The organism is Nonomuraea sp. NPDC050153 (assembly GCF_044460125.1).
GTDB lineage: Bacteria > Actinomycetota > Actinomycetes > Streptosporangiales > Streptosporangiaceae > Nonomuraea.
In genome coordinates this window covers 203814-223955 of the sequence record NZ_JBITJQ010000008.1, presented here as the reverse complement: position 1 = coordinate 223955, position 20142 = coordinate 203814, and the positions used below count along the sequence as shown (strand labels likewise).

General features: G+C 70.8%; 21 protein-coding genes. 15 read left to right on the top strand and 6 right to left on the bottom strand.

The window, feature by feature from the left end; translation table 11 throughout:
* Nucleotides 1-9 precede the first annotated feature (9 nt).
* Both ligA and ACIBQ1_RS22270 read right to left on the bottom strand, forming a co-directional pair.
* Nucleotides 10-2226, bottom strand: coding sequence for an NAD-dependent DNA ligase LigA (ligA, locus tag ACIBQ1_RS22275; protein ID WP_397280112.1), 2217 nt, complete (start codon nt 2224-2226; stop codon nt 10-12).
* A gap of 51 nt (nt 2227-2277) precedes the next feature.
* Nucleotides 2278-3270 (bottom strand): methionine synthase, encoded by a 993-nt coding sequence (locus ACIBQ1_RS22270; protein ID WP_397280110.1) that lies wholly within the window; start codon nt 3268-3270, stop codon nt 2278-2280.
* Nucleotides 3271-3294: 24 nt separating this feature from the next.
* Here ACIBQ1_RS22270 and ACIBQ1_RS22265 point away from each other — a divergent pair, with 24 nt between their 5' ends.
* Nucleotides 3295-3927, top strand: coding sequence for an MBL fold metallo-hydrolase (locus tag ACIBQ1_RS22265; protein ID WP_397280108.1), 633 nt, complete (start codon nt 3295-3297; stop codon nt 3925-3927).
* On the opposite strand, the gene mnmA is transcribed toward ACIBQ1_RS22265, so the two are convergent.
* A complete protein-coding gene (mnmA, locus tag ACIBQ1_RS22260) occupies nt 3920-4978 on the bottom strand; it encodes a tRNA 2-thiouridine(34) synthase MnmA (RefSeq protein ID WP_397280107.1) in 1059 nt (352 codons plus the stop codon). The two genes, ACIBQ1_RS22265 and mnmA, sit on opposite strands and share 8 nt — an antisense overlap.
* Nucleotides 4979-5045: 67 nt before the next feature.
* Here mnmA and ACIBQ1_RS22255 point away from each other — a divergent pair, with 67 nt between their 5' ends.
* A complete protein-coding gene (locus tag ACIBQ1_RS22255) occupies nt 5046-6089 on the top strand; it encodes a DUF695 domain-containing protein (protein ID WP_397280105.1) in 1044 nt (347 codons plus the stop codon).
* A gap of 2 nt (nt 6090-6091) precedes the next feature.
* Here the strand turns inward: ACIBQ1_RS22255 and ACIBQ1_RS22250 are convergent, their stop codons facing one another.
* Nucleotides 6092-7255, bottom strand: a complete 1164-nt coding sequence (locus ACIBQ1_RS22250) for a cysteine desulfurase family protein (RefSeq protein WP_397280103.1) — start codon at nt 7253-7255, stop codon at nt 6092-6094.
* A 53-nt stretch (nt 7256-7308) separates the two neighbouring features.
* Between ACIBQ1_RS22250 and ACIBQ1_RS22245 the strand changes: the two genes are divergently transcribed.
* The 7 genes from ACIBQ1_RS22245 to ACIBQ1_RS22215 all read left to right on the top strand — a co-directional run bounded on the left by ACIBQ1_RS22245 (nt 7309) and on the right by ACIBQ1_RS22215 (nt 13988).
* The gene (locus tag ACIBQ1_RS22245) at nt 7309-7821 is read left to right on the top strand and encodes a TetR/AcrR family transcriptional regulator (protein WP_397280101.1); all 513 of its coding nucleotides are present in this window, start codon (nt 7309-7311) and stop codon (nt 7819-7821) included.
* 236 nt (nt 7822-8057) lie between these two features.
* Complete coding sequence (locus tag ACIBQ1_RS22240) at nt 8058-9254, top strand: MFS transporter (RefSeq protein ID WP_397280100.1); 1197 nt, start codon at nt 8058-8060, stop codon at nt 9252-9254.
* Between the two features lie 105 nt (nt 9255-9359).
* Nucleotides 9360-10025 carry an HIT domain-containing protein gene (locus ACIBQ1_RS22235; RefSeq protein WP_397280098.1) on the top strand — a complete coding sequence of 222 codons (666 nt, stop codon included), beginning with the start codon at nt 9360-9362 and terminating at the stop codon, nt 10023-10025.
* Between the two features lie 119 nt (nt 10026-10144).
* On the top strand, nt 10145-11044 hold the full coding sequence (locus tag ACIBQ1_RS22230; RefSeq protein WP_397280097.1) for an ATP-binding cassette domain-containing protein: 900 nt from the start codon (nt 10145-10147) through the stop codon (nt 11042-11044).
* The gene (locus ACIBQ1_RS22225) at nt 11041-11805 is read left to right on the top strand and encodes a hypothetical protein (protein WP_397280096.1); all 765 of its coding nucleotides are present in this window, start codon (nt 11041-11043) and stop codon (nt 11803-11805) included. The genes ACIBQ1_RS22230 and ACIBQ1_RS22225 overlap by 4 nt, the downstream gene beginning before the upstream one ends.
* Nucleotides 11806-11832: 27 nt before the next feature.
* Nucleotides 11833-12534 (top strand): response regulator transcription factor, encoded by a 702-nt coding sequence (locus tag ACIBQ1_RS22220; RefSeq protein ID WP_397280094.1) that lies wholly within the window; start codon nt 11833-11835, stop codon nt 12532-12534.
* Nucleotides 12531-13988 carry an ATP-binding protein gene (locus tag ACIBQ1_RS22215; protein ID WP_397280092.1) on the top strand — a complete coding sequence of 486 codons (1458 nt, stop codon included), beginning with the start codon at nt 12531-12533 and terminating at the stop codon, nt 13986-13988. Before ACIBQ1_RS22220 ends, ACIBQ1_RS22215 begins: the two co-directional genes overlap by 4 nt.
* A 75-nt stretch (nt 13989-14063) precedes the next feature.
* Here the strand turns inward: ACIBQ1_RS22215 and ACIBQ1_RS22210 are convergent, their stop codons facing one another.
* Nucleotides 14064-14558: a cupin domain-containing protein gene (locus ACIBQ1_RS22210; protein ID WP_397280090.1), complete on the bottom strand. Its 495-nt coding sequence runs from the start codon at nt 14556-14558 to the stop codon at nt 14064-14066.
* A gap of 388 nt (nt 14559-14946) precedes the next feature.
* On the opposite strand from ACIBQ1_RS22210, the gene ACIBQ1_RS22205 reads away from it, so the two are divergent.
* From ACIBQ1_RS22205 to ACIBQ1_RS22180, 6 genes are all read left to right on the top strand, one after another.
* Entirely contained in the window at nt 14947-15261 is a 315-nt protein-coding gene (locus tag ACIBQ1_RS22205; RefSeq protein WP_397280088.1) for a hypothetical protein, read from the top strand.
* 48 nt (nt 15262-15309) lie between these two features.
* Complete coding sequence (locus ACIBQ1_RS22200) at nt 15310-15882, top strand: S1 RNA-binding domain-containing protein (RefSeq protein WP_397280087.1); 573 nt, start codon at nt 15310-15312, stop codon at nt 15880-15882.
* 471 nt (nt 15883-16353) lie between these two features.
* A complete protein-coding gene (locus ACIBQ1_RS22195; protein WP_397280085.1) occupies nt 16354-16785 on the top strand; it encodes a transposase in 432 nt (143 codons plus the stop codon).
* A gap of 66 nt (nt 16786-16851) precedes the next feature.
* A complete protein-coding gene (locus tag ACIBQ1_RS22190) occupies nt 16852-17151 on the top strand; it encodes a hypothetical protein (protein ID WP_397280083.1) in 300 nt (99 codons plus the stop codon).
* Between the two features lie 99 nt (nt 17152-17250).
* The gene (locus ACIBQ1_RS22185; RefSeq protein WP_397280082.1) at nt 17251-17883 is read left to right on the top strand and encodes an HAD family hydrolase; all 633 of its coding nucleotides are present in this window, start codon (nt 17251-17253) and stop codon (nt 17881-17883) included.
* A gap of 61 nt (nt 17884-17944) precedes the next feature.
* Nucleotides 17945-19117 (top strand): helix-turn-helix domain-containing protein, encoded by a 1173-nt coding sequence (locus ACIBQ1_RS22180; RefSeq protein WP_397280081.1) that lies wholly within the window; start codon nt 17945-17947, stop codon nt 19115-19117.
* Nucleotides 19118-19169: 52 nt separating this feature from the next.
* Here the strand turns inward: ACIBQ1_RS22180 and ACIBQ1_RS22175 are convergent, their stop codons facing one another.
* Nucleotides 19170-20123 (bottom strand): electron transfer flavoprotein subunit alpha/FixB family protein, encoded by a 954-nt coding sequence (locus tag ACIBQ1_RS22175; protein WP_397280080.1) that lies wholly within the window; start codon nt 20121-20123, stop codon nt 19170-19172.
* Nucleotides 20124-20142 lie beyond the last annotated feature (19 nt).

The following is a 20142-nucleotide window of genomic DNA, read 5'->3' as shown; positions in this document are numbered from 1 at the left end:
GGAGCGACGTCAGGCTTCCGGGGTTACCGCGGCCTCCGCGGCCTCCGCGGCCGCCTCCGGGCCGTTCGTCAGCAGCACCTCGAAGCCGGTCCCGTCCAGGATCGGCACCCCGAGGCTCACCGCCTTGTCGTACTTCGACCCCGCGTTCTCCCCCACCACCAGGAACGACGTCTTCTTCGACACCGACCCCGACACCTTCCCGCCCCGGCTGGTGATCGCGTCGGCCGCCGAGTCGCGGGTGTAGCCCTCCAGCGTCCCCGTCACCACGAACGTCAGCCCTTCGAGCGTCTGCGGCCCCTTCTCCGGCGCGGGCTCGTCCTCCATCCGCACCCCGGCGGCCCGCCACCGCTCGATGATCTCCCGGTGCCAGTCGACCGAGAACCACTCCCGGATCGTGGCCGCCACCCGGGGCCCGATGCCCTCGACGGCGGCCAGCTCCTCCTCCGAGGCGTTCATGATGCGGTCGATCGAGCGCATCTCGTCGGCCAGCGCGCGGGCGGTCGGCGGGCCGATGTGCCGGATCGACAGGGCGACCAGCAGGTTGGCGAGCGGCGTCTGCTTGGCCCGCTTCAGCTCCTCGATGAGCTGCAGCGCGTTCTGGCTGGCCTCGCCGTCGATGTTGGAGAAGAAGGTGACGACCTTGTCCTCGCCGGTCTTGGGGTCGATCTTGGGCAGGCCGAAGTCCTGGTCGCGAACGACCGACTTGATCGGCAGCAGCTGCTCCAGCGTCAGGTCGAACAGGTCGGCCTCGGTGCGCACCACGGGCTGCTGGGGCGGCAGCGGCTGGGTGAGCGCGGTGGCCGCGACGTAGCCGAGCCCGTCGATGTCGAGCGCGCGCCGCCCGGCCGCGAAGTAGATGCGCTCGCGGATCTGGGCGGGGCAGCCGCGCGCGTTGGGGCAGCGCAGGTCGGCGTCGCCCTCCTTCTCGTACGCCAGCTCGGTGCCGCACTCCGGGCAGTGGGTGGGCATGACGAACTCGCGCTCCGACCCGTCGCGCAGCGCCGTCACCGGCCCGACGATCTCGGGGATGACGTCGCCCGCCTTGCGCAGCACCACGGTGTCGCCGATGAGCACGCCCTTCTTGACCACGATGGCGGCGTTGTGGAGCGTGGCCCGCTCGACGGTCGAGCCCGCCACCACGATGGGCCGCATCACCGCGTACGGCGTGACCCGCCCCGTGCGGCCGACGCCCACCTGGATGTCGAGCAGCTTGGTGTTGACCTCTTCCGGCGGGTATTTGTACGCCATCGCCCAGCGCGGCGCCCGCGACGTGGAGCCCAGCTCCCGCTGCGTGCGGAAGTCGTCGACCTTCACGACCACCCCGTCGATCTCGTACGGGGGATCGTGCCGGTGCACGCGGTAGTGCTCGATGAACTCGTTGACCTCGGTGAGCCCCGGCACCACCCGGTAGAGATCGCTGACCGGCAGCCCGAACTCCCGCAGCCGGTCGTACACGTCGGACTGCGCGCTCGGCACGGCCGAGCCCTCCCAGACGCCGATGCCGTGCACCAGCATCCGCAGCGGCCGCTGGGCCGTGACGCGCGGGTCCTTCTGCCGCAGCGTGCCGGCCGCGGAGTTGCGCGGGTTGGCGAAGGGCGTCTTGCCCTGCTCGACGAGCTGCTCGTTGAGCTTCTTGAAGTCCTCGACCGGGATGTAGACCTCGCCGCGCACCTCGACCAGGCTGGGGACGTCGTCGCCCGTGAGCCGGTGGGGCACGCCCTTGATCGTGCGCACGTTGTCCGTCACGTCGTCGCCCGTGCGCCCGTCGCCGCGGGTCGCCCCGCGCTCCAGCCTGCCGTCGCGGTAGACCAGCGCGATGGCCAGCCCGTCGATCTTGAGCTCGCAGAGGTAGGGCCCCGGATCGCCCTCGGCCAGCCGCTCGGCCCGCTGCATCCAGGCGGCCATGTCGGCTTCGTTGAAGGCGTTGTCGAGGCTCTCCATCCGGTTGAGATGCTGGACCTTGGCGAAGTCGCCCGACACGGGGGCGCCGACCTTCTGCGTCGGCGACTCGGGCGTCTGGAGCGACGGATGCGACTCCTCCAGCGCGAGCAGCTCCCTGAACCACCCGTCGAACTGGGCGTCGCTGACCGTCGGCTGGTCGAGCACGTAGTAGCGCCAGCGAGCTTCGTCGACCAGCTCGCTCAGCTCGGCATGCCGCTTGAGCGCGGCCACTGGCACACCCGCGACCTCGGCGCCTGTCTCACTCACCGTAGGGTCCCCTTCCATACGCCAACCTGTGCAAACGCTACCGCCGAACACTGACAATCGACGCTCGGCTCACCCGCCCTGCGGCCCCGCCTCCGGGTCCTCCCTGAGCACCTGGGCCGCCTTCCGACAGGCCGCCAGGGCAGCGCGGGCGTAGGCGGGCGACGCCCCGGCCAGCCCGCACGCCGGGGTCAGCACGACCTGCTCGGCCAGCCGGTCGGGCGCGAACCCGAGCCGCCGCCACAGGTCCAGCGCCGGTTTGGCGACCGCCCCGACGCCCGGCAGCCGGACGTCCCTGCCGGGCACGACCCCCAGCAGGAACCGCAGCCCCGCCTCGACGGCATCCCCGACGGAGTCCTCGTCCTTGCGCCGCAGCAGCGAGGCGTCCACCGACACGCCGCGCACCCCGGCCCTGCGCAGCAGGTCGAAGGGCACGGACGGCGCGCAGCAGTGCACGATCGGGGCGTCGAAGGCGCGCATGGACTCCTCCACCCGCCACTCCTCGACCGCCGGCAGCCGTCCGAACCCCGACGCCGTCGGCACGGTCCCCGCCAGCACGCCGGGCAGCCCCGGCTCGTCGAGCTGCAGCACGATCTCCGTCACCCCGGGCAGCCGCCGCCGCACGTCGGCGCAGTGGTCGGCGACCCCCTGCGCCAGCGAGGCGGTCAGATCGCGGACGGCCCCCGCGTCGGAGAGCATCTTGTCGCCGTGCTTCAGCTCGATCGACCCGGCCAGCGTCCACGGGCCGCAGACCTGCAGCTTGAGCGGCCCGGAGTAGTCGTGGCCGACCTCCTCCAGCCCGTCGAGATCCCGCCGCAGATGATCGACGGCCCGCTGGTGGTCACGCCCCGGCCGATCGGTCAGCCGCCACCCGGAGGGCTGCACCTCGACGGGCAGCTCGACGAGCAGCCCGGCCGTCCTGCCGATCATGTCGGCGCCGACGCCCCTGGCCGGCAGTTCGGGCAGGTACGGCAGTCCGGGCACCTCTCCGAACACGACCCTGATCGCCTCGAGATGGTCCTCGCCCGGGTGCGAGCCGACTCCGGTGGCTTCCCACGTTGACATGGGGACAAGCGTAGGCTCTGCGGAATGGAGCTGACGAAACACGAGCACGCCTGTGTACGCGTGGAGAAGAACGGCAAGATCCTGATCATCGACCCCGGGACGTTCAGCAACGGACCGGTGCTCGACGGCGCCGACGCGGTCCTGATCACCCATGAGCACTTCGACCACGTGGACGTCGACAAGCTGAAGGCCGCGCCGCCCACCCTGGAGATCTACACCTGCGAGGGCGTGGCCGCGGATCTGACGGACGTTCCTCAGAAGGTCCAGGTGGTACGGCACGGCGACGCGTTCGAGGCGGCCGGTTTCCGCGTGCGGGCCTTCGGCGAGTGGCACGCCAAGAACCACCCCGACGTGCCCGTCGTCCAGAATGTCGGGTTCCTTGTCGAGGACGAGATCTTTTACCCGGGTGACGCCTTGACGGTCCCGGGCGTGGACGTGCCCACCTTGCTGGTGCCGACCGGCGCGCCCTGGCTGAAGCTCAGCGACATGGTCGGATATCTCCGCGAGATCCGCCCGGCGAGGGCGTTCTCCACCCATGACGGCCTGTACAACGACATCGGCCTCGGCCTGGTGGACAACTGGCTGAAGATGGAGTCGGAGCACCAGAGCGCCGACATCCGCCGCCTGGCGGTCGGCGAGTCGGTGACGCTCAGCTAGCGGCGACGATCGTCGCCGAGCCGATCACGGTGTCGCCGGAGTAGAGCACGGCCGCCTGGCCCGCCGCCACCCCGGTGGCCGGGCGGTCGAGGTCGATGCGGACGCCGCCGTCGATCTCCGCGAAGCGGCACCCGTACACCTCTCCGTGCGCCCGCAGCTGCACGGTCAGGTCCTCGACCGTGGCCGGGCCGTTCCACACCGGGCTGCCGCACGTGATCGAGGTGACCTCCAGGGCAGAACGCGGGCCGACCGTGACCGTGTTGGACACCGGCTCGATCGACAGCACGTAGCGGGGCCGGCCGTCGGCCGCCGGGCGGTCGATGTGCAGGCCCTTGCGCTGGCCGACCGTGAAGCCGTGGGCGCCCTGGTGGCTGCCGACGACCTCCCCGCTCTGGTCGAGGATGGGACCCTCGGCCGCACCGAGCCGCTGGGCCAGGAAGCCGCGGGTGTCGCCGTCGGCGATGAAGCAGATGTCGTGGCTGTCGGGCTTGTCGGCGACGGTCAGGCCGCGCCTGGCGGCCTCCTCGCGCACCTGGGCCTTGGTCGAGTCGCCCAGCGGGAAGATCGCGTGGCTGAGCTGCTCCCGGGTGAGCACCCCGAGCACGTACGACTGGTCCTTGCCCTGGTCGGGGCTCCTGGACAGCACGCCGTCGACCAGCTTGGCGTGGTGGCCGGTGGCGACGGCGTCGAAGCCCAGGGCCAGCGCCCGGTCGAGCACCGCCGCGAACTTGATCTTCTCGTTGCACCGCAGGCACGGGTTGGGTGTGCGGCCCGCGGCGTATTCGGACACGAAGTCCTCCACCACGTCGCGCTGGAAGCGCTCGGCCATGTCCCAGATGTAGAAGGGGATGCCGATCACGTCGGCGGCGCGACGCGCGTCGCGCGAGTCCTCGATCGTGCAGCAGCCCCGCGCGCCCGTGCGGTGGGATTGGGGGTTGGCCGACAGAGCGAGGTGCACACCAGTGACGTCGTGACCGGCCTCGGCGATCCGAGCGGCGGCCACGGCGGAGTCGACGCCGCCCGACATGGCGGCAAGCACACGCAGTCCCATGACCGTTCCAGCGTACTGTCCGCGCGGGAGTGCGCGACCATGGCCGGGGTCTGCGAGTATTCAGGCCATGCGACTGTTCGGGCGCAAGGGCGCAGACGAAGAGGCCGGCGACGGGATCGCCGAATTCTGGGCGTGGTGGCAGGAGTCCAGGCCGGGACTCGACTCCCTGGTCGCGAACGGCGACGTCGAAGGGCTGGAGGAGCAGCTCGCCCCGGCGGCCGCCGCGATCCACCCGAGCCTGGTCTGGGAGGTGGCCCCGGGCAAGGAGGCCGCGCACGCCCTGGTGGTGACCGCGGCGGGCGACCCCGAGCTGCGCTCGCTCGCGCACCGCTGGGCCAAGGCGGCGCCGCCGTCCGACATGCTGTGGGAGTACCACCCCTCGCGGCAGGCCAATCCGCAGGCCATGGATCTGACGCTGGACGTCGGGGGCTTCGAGTTCGCGCTCGACAAGCTGATGCTGGGGCTGCGGGTGCCGAGGGACCAGCCGCGGGTCGACGTGTCCGCGTACCACCCGATCTTCGGCGAGCTGGACGAGGACACCCGGATGGAGGCCACGCTGCTGGCCCTCGACTGGCTGCTCGGCGAGGACGACGTGGCCAGGTGGGTCGGGGAGATCACGCCCGCCACGTTCCAGCCGATCGACTCCGTGGCGGCCGCCCACCTGCCCGCCGTGGTCGCCGACGTGGCCTCGGGCTACACCGAGGAGGAGTGGCTGCTGCTGGAAGGGCAGACCGGCGGCGGCGCGCCGCTGGTCGCCACGGCCCGCCACCCGCTGCGGCCGGTGGACTATCCGCTGTTCGACCAGCACATCGCGATCACGCTGCCGTACACGCACCGCGACGAGAACGGCCTGCCGGTCGGCGACTCGCTGACGGCGCTGCGCGACTTCGAGGAGCGGCTGGCCGCGCGGCTGCTCAAGCTGCGCGACGACGCGGTGCTGGCGGCGCACATGAGCGCCGAGGGGCATCGGATCATCCACGTGTACGCCGACCCGACCGGCGACGCGGCGATCCACGCCAAGGAGCTGATCGTGAGCTGGGAGGAGGGCGAGCCCCGGGTTGACGTGGCCGCCGACCCTTCCTGGTCAGCCGTGGTGGCCTTCCTGACCTGACCTCAGCTGAGGCCGGCGCGGCGGGCGCGCTCGACCGCGGCGGGCAGCACCTCGATCAGGCGGTCGACGTCGTCGCGGGTCGAGGTGTGGCCCAGCGTGAACCTCAGCGAGCCCCGCGCCGCCGCCGCGTCGGCCCCCATGGCCAGCAGCACGTGGGACGGCTGCGCCACGCCCGCCGAGCACGCCGACCCCGTGGAGCACTCCACGCCCTTGGCGTCGAGCAGCATGAGCAGCGCGTCTCCCTCGCAGCCGGGGAAGGAGAAGTGGGCGTTGCCGGGCAGCCGGTCGGCCGGGTCGCCGTTGAGCACCACGTCGGGGACGGCCTGGCGGACCCGCTGGATGAGCTCGTCGCGCAGCGACGTCAGGCGGCGGGCCAGGGCCTCCTGCTCCTTGACGGCGGCGCCGACGGCGGCGGCCAGCCCGGCGATGGCGGGCGCGTCGAGCGTGCCGGAGCGCACGTCGCGCTCCTGGCCTCCGCCGTGCTGCACGGAGACCGGCGTCAGCCCTCTGGCCAGCAGCAGCGCGCCGGCCCCCATCGGGCCGCCGACCTTGTGGCCGGTCAGCGTGAGCGCGTCGACCCCCGAGCCCGAGAACGACACGGGCAACTGCCCCACCGCCTGCACCGCGTCGGTGTGGAACGGGATGCCGTGGTCGTGGGCGATGGCCGCCAGCACGTGGACCGGCTGGACCGTGCCGACCTCGTTGTTGGCCCACATGATGCTGATCATGGCCACGTCGTCGGGGTCGCGCTCGATGGCCGCGCGCAGCGTCTCGGGGTGGACCCGGCCGTACGCGTCGACGTCGAGCAGGTCGACCTCGGCGCCCTGGCTGTCGGCCAGCCAGTGGGCGGGGTCGAGCGCGGCGTGGTGCTCCACGGAGCTGAGCAGCACGCGCCGCCGCGGGCGGCGCGACCAGTAGAGGCCCTTGATCGCGAGGTTGTCGGCCTCGGTGCCGCCCGAGGTGAACACGACCTCGCTGGGCCGCGCGCCGAGCGCGTCGGCGATCGTCTCGCGCGCCTCCTCGACCACCCGCCGCGTCCGGCGGCCCGCCGCGTGCAGCGAGGAGGCGTTGCCGACGCGTTTGAGCTGCTCCGTCATGGCCTCGATCGCCTCGGGCAGCATGGGCGTGGTAGCCGCATGGTCAAGATAGGCCGACGGTCTGGTCACCCGATCAGCGTATCTCGTTTGCCACTGTACCGTCCGGACGGTACAGTGGTGGCATGCGAAGAGACGAGCTTTTGGATGCGGCGGAGGACCTCCTCTGCGATCATGGCTCGTCCGCGCTCACCCTGGCCGCCGTGGCGGACCGGGCGGGCGTCAGCAAGGGCGGGCTGCTCTACCACTACGGCACCAAAGAGGCCCTGATCAAGGGCATGGTGGAGCGCCTGATCGAGGACTTCGACCAGCTCATGGCCGCGCAGCCCGGAGAGACCTACACCGAGCGCTACCTGCACGCCACGCTGGCCGCCGTCCGCTCCGGGCGGCTGCGACGATGGGCCGTGGTCACGGGCGCTTCGGGCAACCTCTTCCTGCTCGCGCCGCTGCGCGAGGCGATGGCCCGCTGGCATCGCGAGGGGTTGGGCGAGGAGCCGGATCCGCGAGCCTCGCAGATCGTACGACTGGCGTGTGAGGGGCTCTGGGACGTGGCCAGCCACGACCCGGAGCTGAACACCGAGGACGACCTCCGGGCTCTTGAGACTCGGATGAAAGCGCTGCTCCTACCCCCTTCCTGATCCCCCTGCCCCTCGGCGCGCGCCCGGTGCGCGGCGCCCCACGACGGCGCCCCACGACCGCGCCTTTCGGCCGGCTGGACGGCATCCGCCTGCTCCCCGCTCGACGTACGCCGTCGAGGGCCCGATCCCGCGCGCCGCTCGGGCAGAACGGCCGAGCGCGCCCACTCCCTGATCAAGCCGTGGCGGCGAGACCTGAACATGGCGAAATAGTGCAGAAATTTGTGAGGTGTTAAGTCATGACCCGCGCGCTGAGAGGCGCCCGCTACGGGGCGGTCCTGACGTTTGTGCTGGCTGGACTCATGGTGGGCACCATGACGGTGCGTATTCCGGCGATGACCGACAAGCTCGGCCTGTCCGAGTCGACGATCGGCGCCGTGCTGCTCGTGTGGGGCCTGGGCGCGCTGCTGACCATGCAGTCCATGCGCCGGATCATGGCTCGTGCGGGCAGCAGGGCGGTGCTGCGGATCGGCGGGCCACTCACCGCGCTGGGACTCGTGGCCGTGGCCTTCGCCCCGAACCTCCCGTTGCTCCTGGTGGCCGTGGCGTTCTTCGGCATGGCGTTCGGCACCGTGGACGTGGCCATGAACGCCCAGGGCTCCACGGTCGAGCAGGCGTACGGCCGGCCGCTGATGAACGGCATGCACGCGGGCTGGTGCGTGGGCGCCATCTCGGCGGGCGCGCTGGGCAGCCTGGCGATCGCCGTGGGGCTGCCGTTCACCGCCAACGTGGCGCTGATCGGCCTGGTCTCGCTGCCCGTCATGGTCGTCATCGGCCGTACGTACCTGCCCGAGCCCCCGGCGGCCGAGACCGCTGCGGCGGCGCGCCGGCGCATGCCGCCGATCGTCTACCTGCTGGGCGCGATCATGTTCTTCGCGTTCATGGTCGAGGGCACGGTCGCCGACTGGAACGGCCTCTACATGCGCGACGAGCTGGGCGCTCCCGAGGCGCTGGCCGCCCTCGGCTACCCGGTGTTCGAGGCGGGCATGCTGATCGCCAGGCTCACCGGTGACCGGCTGCGGACCAGGTTCGGCGTCCGGGGCATGCTGACCGTCTCCGGGGTGGCGACGGCCGGGTTCTTCGCGGTGGTGCTGCTGGCGCCGGCGGCGCTGGTGGCGGTGTTCGCGATGTTCTTCGTCGGGCTCGGCGTGGCGACGATCTCGCCGCTGACCCTGTCGCTGGCGGGCACCGCGACCGACACCCCGGGGCCGGCCATCGCCCAGGCCGGCGCCATGGGGTACGCCGGTCTGCTGCTCGGGCCCGTCGTGATCGGCTTCATGTCGGACGCCACGTCGCTGCGTACCGCGCTCGGCATCGGGGTCGTCCTGGGCGTGCTGATCGCCGCCGCCTCCCGCCTCCTCCCCCGCGGCGAGCCGGCCGCGATCACCCCGGCCGTCCCGCTCGCGGACCGCGAGCCCGCCGAGGTCGCGGCCTGACATCTGTCACCATTCAGCCTCGTACATAGGACACTGCCCTGTTCAGAGCCGTTGGGCGAGGCTGAACGCCATGTTCAAGCCCGTACGCCCACGGCCGCGGTCTTCGTGATCACGGCGGTCCCCAGCCTCCTCCAGTTCGCGAGCCCCGGCCTGGAGCCCGCCTTGATGTGGGACCCGGCGGCGATCGGCGACGGTGAGTGGTGGCGGCTGGGGACGGCGCTGGTGGTGCAGGACGGGCGCGCCGGCCGCGCTGCTGGGTGGCATCATCGTGGGATGGATCTTGAAAGGAACGTGCCCTTCGACGTCCAGGCTTACGAAGCCCGCGTGAAGTCGAGCCCGTGCTTCATCTGCGCCATAGTCGCCGGTGACCCGGCCTACGACCACGAGCAGATCGTCTACGAGGACGAGCACCACCTGGCCTTCCTCTCGCGCTACCCCACCCTCCCCGGCTACCTCCTGGTGAGCCCGAAGCAGCACGTCGAGCACGTCGTACGCGACCTCGACGAGGACGCCTACCTCGCCCTCATGCGCGTGGTCAGGAAGGTGGCCTTGGCCGTCGAGGCGGTCGTCCCGTCGGAGCGCACGTACCTGCTCTCCCTCGGCAGCCGGCAGGGCAACGCGCACCTGCACTGGCACGTGGCCCCGCTCCCGCCGGGCACGCCGTACGAGAAGCAGCAGTACCACGCGCTCATGTCCGAGAACGGCCTCATCCCCTGGACGCGGGCGCAGGCGGAGGAGCTGGCCGCGCGCGTCCGGCAGGCGCTCTCCTAAGAGTTCTCTGTGAATCGGCTGCGGGCGGCGCCGCGCCGGCCCACGTGGGGCCGCCCCGGCTCACAGAGAACTCACAGACTCCCCAGAACTCCTCCAACCGCCCGCCGCACGCTGGACCCATGATCCAGCTCGATGGACTGACCAAACGCCACGGCGACGTGCTCGCCGTGGACGATCTCACCTTCACGGTACGGCCCGGCCTCGTCACGGGCTTCCTGGGCCCGAACGGCGCGGGAAAAACCACCACGATGCGCATGATCCTCGGCCTCGACCTGCCCACCTCCGGCGCCGCCACGATCAACGGCCGCGCCCACCACGAGCTGCGCCATCCGCTGCGCGAGATCGGCTCGGTGCTGGAGGCGCAGGCCGTGCACCCGAGGCGCAGCGCGTACAAGCACCTGCTCTACCTCGCCCAGACGAACGCCATCCCCGACCTCCGCGTCGCCGAGGTGCTCGACCTGGTCGGGCTCACGGCGGTGGCGGGCAGGAAGGCGGGCGGGTTCTCGCTGGGCATGGGGCAGCGGCTGGGCATCGCCGCGGCCCTGCTGGGGGACCCGCCGGTGCTGATGCTCGACGAGCCGGTCAACGGCCTGGACCCCGAAGGCGTCCTGTGGATCCGCACGCTCATCCGCGGGCTGGCCGCGGAGGGGCGCACCGTTCTGGTGTCCAGCCACCTGATGAGCGAGATGGCGCTGACGGCGGACCGCCTCGTGGTGATCGGCAAGGGCCGGCTCATCGCGGAGGGCGACATCGGCGACTTCACCGAGGGCGGGGCGGCGGTGGTCGTACGCACGCCGGACGCGGCCTCCTTCGCGCGGCGCCTGGAGCTGTCCGGCGCCCACGTCCAGCCCAGCGGCGACGACGAGCTGCTGGTCACCGGCATGACGGCGCCCGACGTCGGGCGGCTGGCGGCGGCCGAGGGCGTGCCGCTGTTCGAGCTGGCCCCGCGCCGCACGTCACTGGAGGAGACGTTCATGGAGCTCACCAGGGAGAGCGTCGAGTACGGGGTGGCGCGATGATCGACGCGGGGGTGCTGAGGGCGGAGTGGACCAAGTTCAGCAGCATCCGGTCCACCATGGTGCTGTCTCTGGCGACCGCCGCCGTCGCGGCGCTGCTGGGGTGGCTGTTCAGCAGCACGGCCGCCAAGGAGTACGCCACGGCCACGGCGCAGGAGCGGCTGGACTTCCAGCCGCTGGACCTGGGCATGCGCGGAGTGTTCATCGTGCAGCTCCTGGTGGCGGCGCTGGGCGTGCTGGTGGCCTCCTCCGAGTACGGTTCCGGCACGATGCGGGCCAGCCTGGCCGCCGTGAGCAGCCGCAGCCGGCTGCTGGCGGCCAAGTGCGGCATGACGGTGCTGGCCGCGCTGCCGGTGAGCGTGGCCGCGGTGTGGCTGATGTTCGTGACGAGCCAGATGACGCTGTCCGCGGGCGGGGCGCCGTCCGTCATGCCGGCCGATTCCGCCGCGCTGCGGCTGCTGCTGCTCGGGCCGCTCGTGCTGACGCTCCTGGCGCTGTTCGGCCTGTCACTGGGTGTCCTCCTGCGCGGCACGGCCCCCGCCGTGAACGTCAGCACCGCCTTCCTCCTGCTTCCCGTCATGGCCGGGGCCTCGCCCGGCTTCCTGCGCGATCTCATCGGCGTCTACTGGCCGAGCATGGCCGCGCTCCAGGCCGTCTCCGGGAAGTCCGAGCTGCCGGAGGCGGTGGGGTTCGGGCTGCTGGTCGGGTTCGTGACGGTCCTGCTGATCGGCGCGTACGTCCAGCTCAAGAACCGCGACGCCTGACTACGCTGGACCGGGGAGGTGCCTCTCGTGGGAGAACGGCTGCTCGTGGTCGACGACGAGCCCACCGTCAAGGAGCTGCTCTCCGCGACGCTGAGGTTCGCCGGCTTCACGGTGAGCTCGGCGGAGAACGGCGCGCAGGCGCTGGAGTCGGCCAGGCGCGACCCGCCGGACCTGGTCCTCCTCGATGTCATGCTGCCCGATCTCGATGGGTTCGAGGTGATCCGTCGGCTGCGGAGCCTGCCCAGGGGCGGCGGGCGGCCCGGTCCGGTGCCGGTGCTGTTCCTCACGGCGCGGGACGCCACGGCCGACAAGATCAACGGGCTGCGGCTGGGCGGCGACGACTACGTGACCAAGCCGTTCGACCTGGAGGAGCTGCTGGCCCGCATCAGGGCCATCCTCCGCCGCACGGGCGCGACCCCCGACGAGTCCACGCTGGTGGTCGGGGACCTCGAAGTCGATCCCGACGGCCACCAGGTCAGCAGGGCGGGACGTCCGGTACGGCTGTCGCCCACGGAGTTCCGGCTCCTGCTCCACCTGGTGCTCAACGCCGGGCGGGTGCTGCCCAAGTCCCAGATCCTGGAGCACGTGTGGCGCTACGACTTCGCCGGCGACACGAGCATCGTGGACACGTACGTGAGCTACCTGCGGCGCAAGCTCGACACCGGCGAGCCCAAGCTGATCCACACCGTGCACGGCGTCGGCTACGTCCTGCGCAGGCCCACGCCATGATCGGCCGGCTGTCGCTCGCCGCCCGGCTGCTGGCCATCGCGGTCGCGCTGCTGGCGGTCGGCCTGGTGGTGATCAGCTCGGTGGTGCTGCGCCAGCTGGAGGCCCAGCTCATGACCCGCGTCGACGCCCAGCTGGAGCCGATGGGCAAGGCGGCGTCCGCCATCCCGCCGGACCTGGTCGTCAAGCTGTCGCGCGCCCCGATCCCGGCCGGGCAGTTCGATCTGGTGGAGAAGGGGTTCGTGGCCTACCTCGCGGCCGACGGGTCCGTTCTGCGCGAACTGGGCGACCTCGCCGGGCCCGCGCTGCCCCGGCTCGACAGCGCCGCGGTGGCGGCCCGCGCCGGGCAGCCGTTCACGGTGAGCGGCACGAACGGCGAGGAATGGCGAGCGGTGGCGCTGCCCCGCGCCGGCACGAACGGCCTCGGCTCCGGCGGCACAAGCCTCGGCCCGGCCGAACACACCGCGGTGGTGGCGGCGGTCTCGCTCGACGAGATGCGGTCCACGATCGACCGCCTCCGGGTGGCCTGCCTGCTCACCGGCGCCGTCCTGCTCGGCGTGCTCGCGCTCGTGGGCGGGGTCGCCATCAGGGCCGGGCTGTCGCCGCTGCGCCGGGTGGAGGAGACGGCGGCGGCCATCGCCGACGGCGACCTGACCAGGCGCGTGCCCGAACCGGCCGGCCGGTCCACCGAGGTGGGCAGGCTGGCCCGTTCGCTGAACAAGATGCTGGCCCAGATCGAGCAGGGCGTCGCGGCGAAGGTGGAGTCGGAGGCCAGGATGCGCACGTTCGTGGCGGACGTCAGCCACGAGTTGCGCACCCCGCTGTTCGGCATCAAGGGCTTCTCGGAGCTGTACCGCATGGGCGGCACCGAGGCGGGGCCCGCGCTGGCCCGCATCGAGAGCGAGTCGGGCCGCCTGGCCCGGCTGGTGGAGGATCTGCTGCTGCTCGCCGGTCTCGACGAGAGCGACGGGCCGGGGCTCGACCTCACCCCCATGGACCTGCGGACGCTGGCCGCCGACGCCCGCCACGACTTCGCCGCGCTCGCCCCGTCCAGGCCCGTCACCTTCACCGGCCCTTCCGGCGGCCCGGCGGCGTCCGCGCCCGTGCTGGGGGACGAGGCCCGCCTGCGGCAGGTGGTCAGCAACCTCGTCGGCAACGCCATCACCCACACTCCGCCGAGCACGCCGGTACGGATCGGCGTCGGAACGGAGGGGGCGGAGGCGGTGCTCGTGATCGAGGACGAGGGGCCGGGACTCGATGCCGAGGAGGCGGCCAGGGTGTTCGACCGGTTCTACCGGGCGGACGGCTCCCGTACCCGGGCGACGGGGGGTGCGGGGCTCGGCCTGGCGATCGTCCGCTCCATCGTCACGGCCCACGGGGGCCGGGTGGAGGTCCGCTCCTCGCCGGGCAGGGGCGCGGCCTTCCGGGTCCGCCTCCCGGCCGCCGACCCGAGCTGACGCCCGCCCGCCGCGCTGTGGCAGGTGGCCGGGCCCCGGCCCGCCACGTGCGGCGCTTGCCGGAGTCACGTGTGTTCACGGTGCGACGTACTGGTCGTGCTTGGCATACAGCTCGGTCCATTCCTCGTCGGTGAGCCGGCGGCCGGACGCGACGATTTCGGCCAGCTCCTGGAAGTACGCCTCCCGGGGCGCTCCCGGGGTGAACAGCACCAGCATGGAAGCAGGCGCATCGGAGTTGTTGCTGAAGGCGTGGACCCCGCCTGGCGGCACGTACAGGAAGTCGCCCGGTGTCGCGTCCAGCCATCGCTCGCCGTTGTACAGCGAGACGGTGCCCTCCAGGACGAAGAACGACTCGGAAATGGTCCTGTGAAAATGGGCGCCGGGGCCGTTCGGGATCGCGGCCATGTCCCAGCGGTAGAGGCCGAATTGGCCATCGGTGCTCGCCCCGGTCGCCAGATAGCCGACCCGGGACTTGACTCCGATCGTGAGGTCCGGTGGCACGTTGGCCGACCGGTAGGTTGCGCTGGCGATCCCGTGATCCTTCACGTATCGCGACGGCGGGTAGGACATCGTTACCGCTCCTGGCAGTGGATCGTTCTGGGCGGCACGACCCTAGTTGACGAAGCGGCTCCGGTGAGAGAGCCAATTCCTGCCTGTTTGATTGAGCCAACATCCAAGGTGCTCTGGGTGTTGCCGAGTCCGAGATCGAGCTGGATGCGGCGATCCGCCACATCCAGGCGTTCGCGGCGGTGATCCGGGAGAGCCTACGCCCGCCGATCCCCGAGTTGGACGGCGTTCCGGTGGGCCCCCCATCTGACGCGCACGGTCCGCGAGGAATGCGGCATGACACCGATCGAAGAAGACGACATCCCTTCACCGGGTTGGGGCACACGTTTGGGTGCCGGGACGTCCGATCCAATGACGCGAGCCGCACTTGGGGACTGGCAGGATCTCCCGCATGTTCGAAGAGAAGCTCGACGCGCTCTCGCGGATGATGGCCGAGCACATGGCCATGCCGTTCCCACCCAGCTTCCGCGGCCTGGACATCGAGGACCAGGACATGGTGATGCTCGACGCGGACGCCGCCGGCTACGCCTCAAGCGTCCTCAAAGGTCCGCTCAGCGAACAGCGCCGTGCAGGCCTGACGCGGCTGACGTCGGTGTTCGAGAAGGTTCTCCCGGCGATCGACGACGAGTACGCGACCAAGTACTACACGCACGTGCGCGACATGGCCGTGCTGGCCGCCGAAATCGAGAGCCTGCACGAGAAGTAGTCCTCTGACGCGCCGCTCAGGCGCAGCTCCTCGTGAAAGGCTGGGAGCATGATGGGCGGGCCGTCTAAGAACCCGGAACTCTGGGCGTTCCTGGAATCACTGCACTACGGCGAAATCCTTTCCGGCACCGTCACAGCGATCGAACGGTTCGGCGTGTTCGTGGCGTTGGACGACGGCCCCGACCACCCGGTCTTCCCCGGTGTCGGATTCATCACCATTCCCGAACTGTCCTGGCGGCACTTCGAAGCGGCCTCCGACGTCGTGCAGGTCGGACAGCGCGTCTCATGCGAGTTCCTCCAGTTCGACACATGGAATCTGGAAGCCAGATTGTCCTTGCGGGCGACTCAGCCGGATCCTTTCCAGGCACTCGCCGACGGCATCGTTGTGGGGCAGAAGCTGCACGGACGGGTTACCCAGCTGATCCCGTTCGGCGTCTTCGTCCAGATCGCCGACGGAATCGTGGGACTGGTCCACCTGCGAGAGCTCGCCTGGACGCCCGTGGAGACTCCGTCAGATGTCGTCCAAGTCGGCGATGAGCTCACGGTCGTCGTCACCGAAATCGACCGAGAACGACGCAGGCTGGCCCTCTCCCGACGACAATGCCTATCCGACCAGCGATAATTCCTCCGCGTCCCGCGACGGTTCCCTTGCGTCAGCGTTCCTGAGCGCCTGCTCGACAAAAGGTAGAAATGCCCCCAACCCGGCCAAGGGATCGTCACGTCACTCTGGGCAGACCTGCCATGAGGCCGCAATGCCTTCAGCCCCCACGGCGGGATTAGGTCGGCGCATCGCCTGCCCCGGAGCGTCACCCTCCTTACGCAGCAGTTGGCCGCCATCCATGTCGGGCGCGGAGCACGTGGGGGCAAACGATGGCGTCATGGAGTCGATCGCGGCCGCTCTCGGCATCGACCCGTCGCTGCTGCCGGCCGATCGGGCGCAAGCGAGTTCCCGCATCAAGGCCGCGATCCCGCGCTGTCGGCCGCAATCACGGCCTACCGCAGCACCTCAGCGGTGTTGTTGCGTAGTTCCTGGGCACTCACGCTGCAACTCTAGGCTTCTGACCACGAGCGTGAACGGTTTCTCCCTCTTCACATGGCCCTCACGAACGTAATCGGCCGGCGAAACGGCGAAGGCGACAGCCCGTACTTCCGACGCGTGCTGGAAGGTGTGCGCATCCAACGCCGCGGCCTGGGCCGCCCTCGGAAGCGTCCCGCTCGGGTGCTGGATGATAAGGCGTACTCCTCCCGCGCCAACCGCGCGTATCTGCGTCGGCGCGGCATCCAGGCGGTCATCCCGATCAAGAAAGACCAGCGAGCCAACCGGCTCAAGCAAGGTCGCAGGGGTGGGCGACCACCCGCGTTTGACACCGAACGACACAAGGAGCGCAATACCGCGGAGCGGTGTGTGAACAAGCTCAAGGGCTACCGGGCGGTGGCCCTGAGGACCGACAAGCGCGAGCGCATCTATCGAGGCACCGTCGATGTCGCCTCGATTCGAATCTGGCTGCGCGATCCGGTCACATGATCATGCGAACAGCGCATCGTCGAGTGAATCGCTCGGAGCGATCGGCGCAGTGGCATTATCGATCGCATGGCTCTGGCGAGGAAGGGAACAAGGACCATCGTCGTAGATGGCGCAAGCTTTCGCTGGGTTGTCGCCCCAGATGACGAGCCAGGCCTAGCGATTGTAGTTGAGCAGGCCGAAGGGTCTGGCCAGCGGATGGTCACGTGGGTGGAACACGGCACGATCATCACGCCCGGGTTGGTGGCAGAGATCGTCCGCAATGCGCTGGATCACGGCTGGACCCCACACGAACTCGGTAAGCAGATCACCTTCCGGGTTGAGGACGGCGATCGAGCGATATTCACCCAATGGCAGTCCAACTCCTGAACCCTCAAGGAACGACACCAAGATCCGCAGGACACGCCCCAGGCGTCGCGTTCGGCCGTGCGGTCTCTGCCCTTGATGAGCGCCTCGTAAGCTCAGCGTGTGCTGACCTTCGCCTTCGACGTCGGAGAGACCATCATCCGCGACGACCGATACTGGGCGGCGTGGGCCGACTGGCTCGACATCCCCCACCACACCCTGTCCGCCCTCGTCGGCGCCGTCGTCGCCCAAGGCCGGGACAACGCCGACGCCCTACGCCTCCTCCGCCCCGGCATCGACCTCGATGCCGAGTACGAGGCGCGCGAGGCCGCCGGACGCGGCGAGCGCATCGAAGAAGACGACATCTATCCCGACGTCCGCCCTGCCCTGATCGCGCTCCGGGCGGCCGGCCACCGCCTCGTGATCGCGGGAAACCAGACGGCGCGAGCTGCCCGTCTGCTGCGCGCGCTTGATCTTCCGGTCGATGCGATTGCCACGTCTGGTGAGTGGAGCGTCGCCAAACCTGACCCGCGCTTCTTCAACCGGCTGGTCGAGTTCGCCGGGACCCCGCCGGATCGCATCGTGTACGTGGGCGATCACCCGGCCAACGACGTCGGACCGGCCAAGGCCACGGGCCTGCGAGCCGCACACATTCGCCGCGGCCCGTGGGGTCATCTGTGGGCGGACACCCCTGCCGCCGCAGCGGCCGACTGGCGGATCAGCACGCTTTCCGAGCTGGCGGCGATCGTCACGTAAGCCTGGGCAGACCTGTCACGAGGCGACTACAGTCCGAGAAGAGCCTCGCACTGGAGCCCTAATGTCTTCAGCCCCCCACGGCGGGATAGGCCGGCGCATCGCCTACCACCGGAGCGTCACCCGACTCACGCAGCAACAGCTGGCCGACGCTGCCGACATCCATGTCGGGACGCTACGGAAAATCGAACGCGGAGCACGTGGGGCAAGCGACGGGGTCGTGGAGTCGATCGCGGCCGCGCTCGGCATCGACCCGTCGCTACTGCTGGCCGATCGGGCGCAAGCGAGCTCCCGCATCAAGGCCGCGATCCCCGCGCTGTCGGCCGCAATCGCGGCCTACGACGTGCCTGACGATGCTCCCGTACGTGCGCTGCCACTGCTTCAGGGCGCCGTCGCCGAGGCGGTGACCTGGCGGCTCGCCGCCCAATACGTACAGATCACCCGTCACGCGCCCAGTTTGCTCGCCGAGCTGTTCCGCGCGCTGCAGGCCGCTCCGCCCCGGCATCAGCCTGACGTGGCCCGGCTCGTCGCCTCCGCCTGCCGGTCAGCCGATGCCGTCGCCTACAAATTCGGCGCCCACGATCTGAGCGCTCGACTCATCGACCTGATGCGCTGGGCAGCGAGGCAGGCCGATGACAGCCTCCTGGACAGCGTGGTCGCGTATGTCCGCACGGAGACGTTCTTCGCTGCTCGCGCGCACGAGCACGGCCTGCGCGCCCTGGAGGTCGCGCTCGACTCCGCGGCTTCGCCCGGCAGCACGGCCTCCATAGCCGCGCGAGGCGCCCTCCACATGCGGGCCGCGGTCATCGCGGGCCGGGCCGGCGACGTCGACTCGGCCCACACGCATCTCGCCGAGGCCCGCCGCCTTGGCGACCAGGTGCCGGAGGCGGTGTACGGCGGCACCGCGTTTGGACCGTCCTCGGTCCGCATCCACGAGGTGTCCGTCGCGGTCAGCCTCGGCAGCGAGCATGTGCACAGCGCCCTTGAAGTAGCCCGGGAGTGGGCGCCGCCGCCGGAACTGCCCGCCGAGCGGCGCAGCGGCTTCTACATCGAGCTGGCGCGCGCCCAGCTCTGGTCGGGCCTGCCCGACGACGCGTTCGAGTCACTCAGGGGGTTTGGGGGGCGCGCCCCCCAATGTCACAGCCCGAGCCCCCAAGCGCGAAGCGCCCCCACCGCGAGGCCCGAGCCTTTGAAGCCGGGGGTTTGGGGGGCCGCGCCCCCCAATGTCACAGCCTGAGCTCCCCAGCGCGAAGCGCTATCAAGCGAAGACCATGCCTTCCCCCCGGCGCCTACTTGCGCTTGTTGATCTCCTCGGTGAGCTGTGGCACGACCTGGTGGAGGTCGCCCACCACGCCGTAGTCGGCCAGCTCGAAGATCGGGGCCTCCGGGTCCTTGTTGATCGCGACGATCGTCTTGGCCGTCTGCATGCCGGCCCGGTGCTGGATGGCGCCCGAGATGCCCGCCGCGATGTAGAGCTGCGGCGACACCGTCTTACCGGTCTGACCCACCTGGAACTGGTGCGGGTACCAGCCGGCGTCCGTGGCGGCGCGGGAGGCGCCGACGGCGGCGCCGAGCGAGTCGGCCAGGCCCTCGATGATCGAGAAGTTCTCGGCGGACCCGACGCCGCGGCCGCCGGAGACCACGATCGCGGCCTCGGTCAGCTCCGGGCGGGCGCCCTTCTCCTGCTTGACCCGCTCGACGATGCGGGCCGCCTTGGCGGCGTCGGACAGGGTGACCGGCACCTCCTCCTCGGCGCCGGCGGCGGGGGAAGCCTCGGGGGCGGTCGAGTTGGGGCGTACGGCGACGATCGGCGTGCCCTTGCTCACCTTGGACTGCACGTTGACGCCGCCGCCGAAGATGGACTGGTCGGCCACGAAGCCCTCGCCCAGGCCCACGGCGTCGGTGATGACGCCGGAGTCGGTCTTGACGGCCAGGCGCCCGGCGACCTCCTTGCCCTCGGAGGTGGCGGCCACGAGCACGGCGGCCGGGGACTTGGCGGCGACGAGCTGGGCGAGCAGCTCGGCCTTGGGCGCGACCACGTACTCGACGATGTCACTCGAAGGGGCCACGTAGATCTTGTCAGCGCCGTACTCGGCGAGCCTGGCCTTGGCCTCGGCGGTGAGGCCGGGGCCCGCCCAGACGGCGGAGGGGGTGCCGAGCGAGCGGGCCAGGGTCAGCAGCTCCAGCGTGACCTTCTTGACCTCGCCTTCGACCTGCTCGACGAGAACGAGAATCTCCGACATTTCAGCAAAACTCCCGTTC

Bases quoted from the DNA above. Each gene is read 5' to 3' on its own strand.
- ligA (WP_397280112.1), bottom strand. From the start codon at position 2,226: ATGGAAGGGGACCCTACGGTGAGTGAGACAGGCGCCGAGGTCGCGGGT.
- ACIBQ1_RS22270 (WP_397280110.1), bottom strand. From the start codon at position 3,270: ATGTCAACGTGGGAAGCCACCGGAGTCGGCTCGCACCCGGGCGAGGAC.
- ACIBQ1_RS22265 (WP_397280108.1), top strand. From the start codon at position 3,295: ATGGAGCTGACGAAACACGAGCACGCCTGTGTACGCGTGGAGAAGAAC.
- mnmA (WP_397280107.1), bottom strand. From the start codon at position 4,978: ATGGGACTGCGTGTGCTTGCCGCCATGTCGGGCGGCGTCGACTCCGCC.
- ACIBQ1_RS22255 (WP_397280105.1), top strand. From the start codon at position 5,046: ATGCGACTGTTCGGGCGCAAGGGCGCAGACGAAGAGGCCGGCGACGGG.
- ACIBQ1_RS22245 (WP_397280101.1), top strand. From the start codon at position 7,309: ATGCGAAGAGACGAGCTTTTGGATGCGGCGGAGGACCTCCTCTGCGAT.
- ACIBQ1_RS22240 (WP_397280100.1), top strand. From the start codon at position 8,058: ATGACCCGCGCGCTGAGAGGCGCCCGCTACGGGGCGGTCCTGACGTTT.
- ACIBQ1_RS22230 (WP_397280097.1), top strand. From the start codon at position 10,145: ATGATCCAGCTCGATGGACTGACCAAACGCCACGGCGACGTGCTCGCC.
- ACIBQ1_RS22225 (WP_397280096.1), top strand. From the start codon at position 11,041: ATGATCGACGCGGGGGTGCTGAGGGCGGAGTGGACCAAGTTCAGCAGC.
- ACIBQ1_RS22215 (WP_397280092.1), top strand. From the start codon at position 12,531: ATGATCGGCCGGCTGTCGCTCGCCGCCCGGCTGCTGGCCATCGCGGTC.
- ACIBQ1_RS22210 (WP_397280090.1), bottom strand. From the start codon at position 14,558: ATGTCCTACCCGCCGTCGCGATACGTGAAGGATCACGGGATCGCCAGC.
- ACIBQ1_RS22205 (WP_397280088.1), top strand. From the start codon at position 14,947: ATGTTCGAAGAGAAGCTCGACGCGCTCTCGCGGATGATGGCCGAGCAC.
- ACIBQ1_RS22200 (WP_397280087.1), top strand. From the start codon at position 15,310: ATGATGGGCGGGCCGTCTAAGAACCCGGAACTCTGGGCGTTCCTGGAA.
- ACIBQ1_RS22195 (WP_397280085.1), top strand. From the start codon at position 16,354: ATGGCCCTCACGAACGTAATCGGCCGGCGAAACGGCGAAGGCGACAGC.
- ACIBQ1_RS22190 (WP_397280083.1), top strand. From the start codon at position 16,852: ATGGCTCTGGCGAGGAAGGGAACAAGGACCATCGTCGTAGATGGCGCA.
- ACIBQ1_RS22180 (WP_397280081.1), top strand. From the start codon at position 17,945: ATGTCTTCAGCCCCCCACGGCGGGATAGGCCGGCGCATCGCCTACCAC.
- ACIBQ1_RS22175 (WP_397280080.1), bottom strand. From the start codon at position 20,123: ATGTCGGAGATTCTCGTTCTCGTCGAGCAGGTCGAAGGCGAGGTCAAG.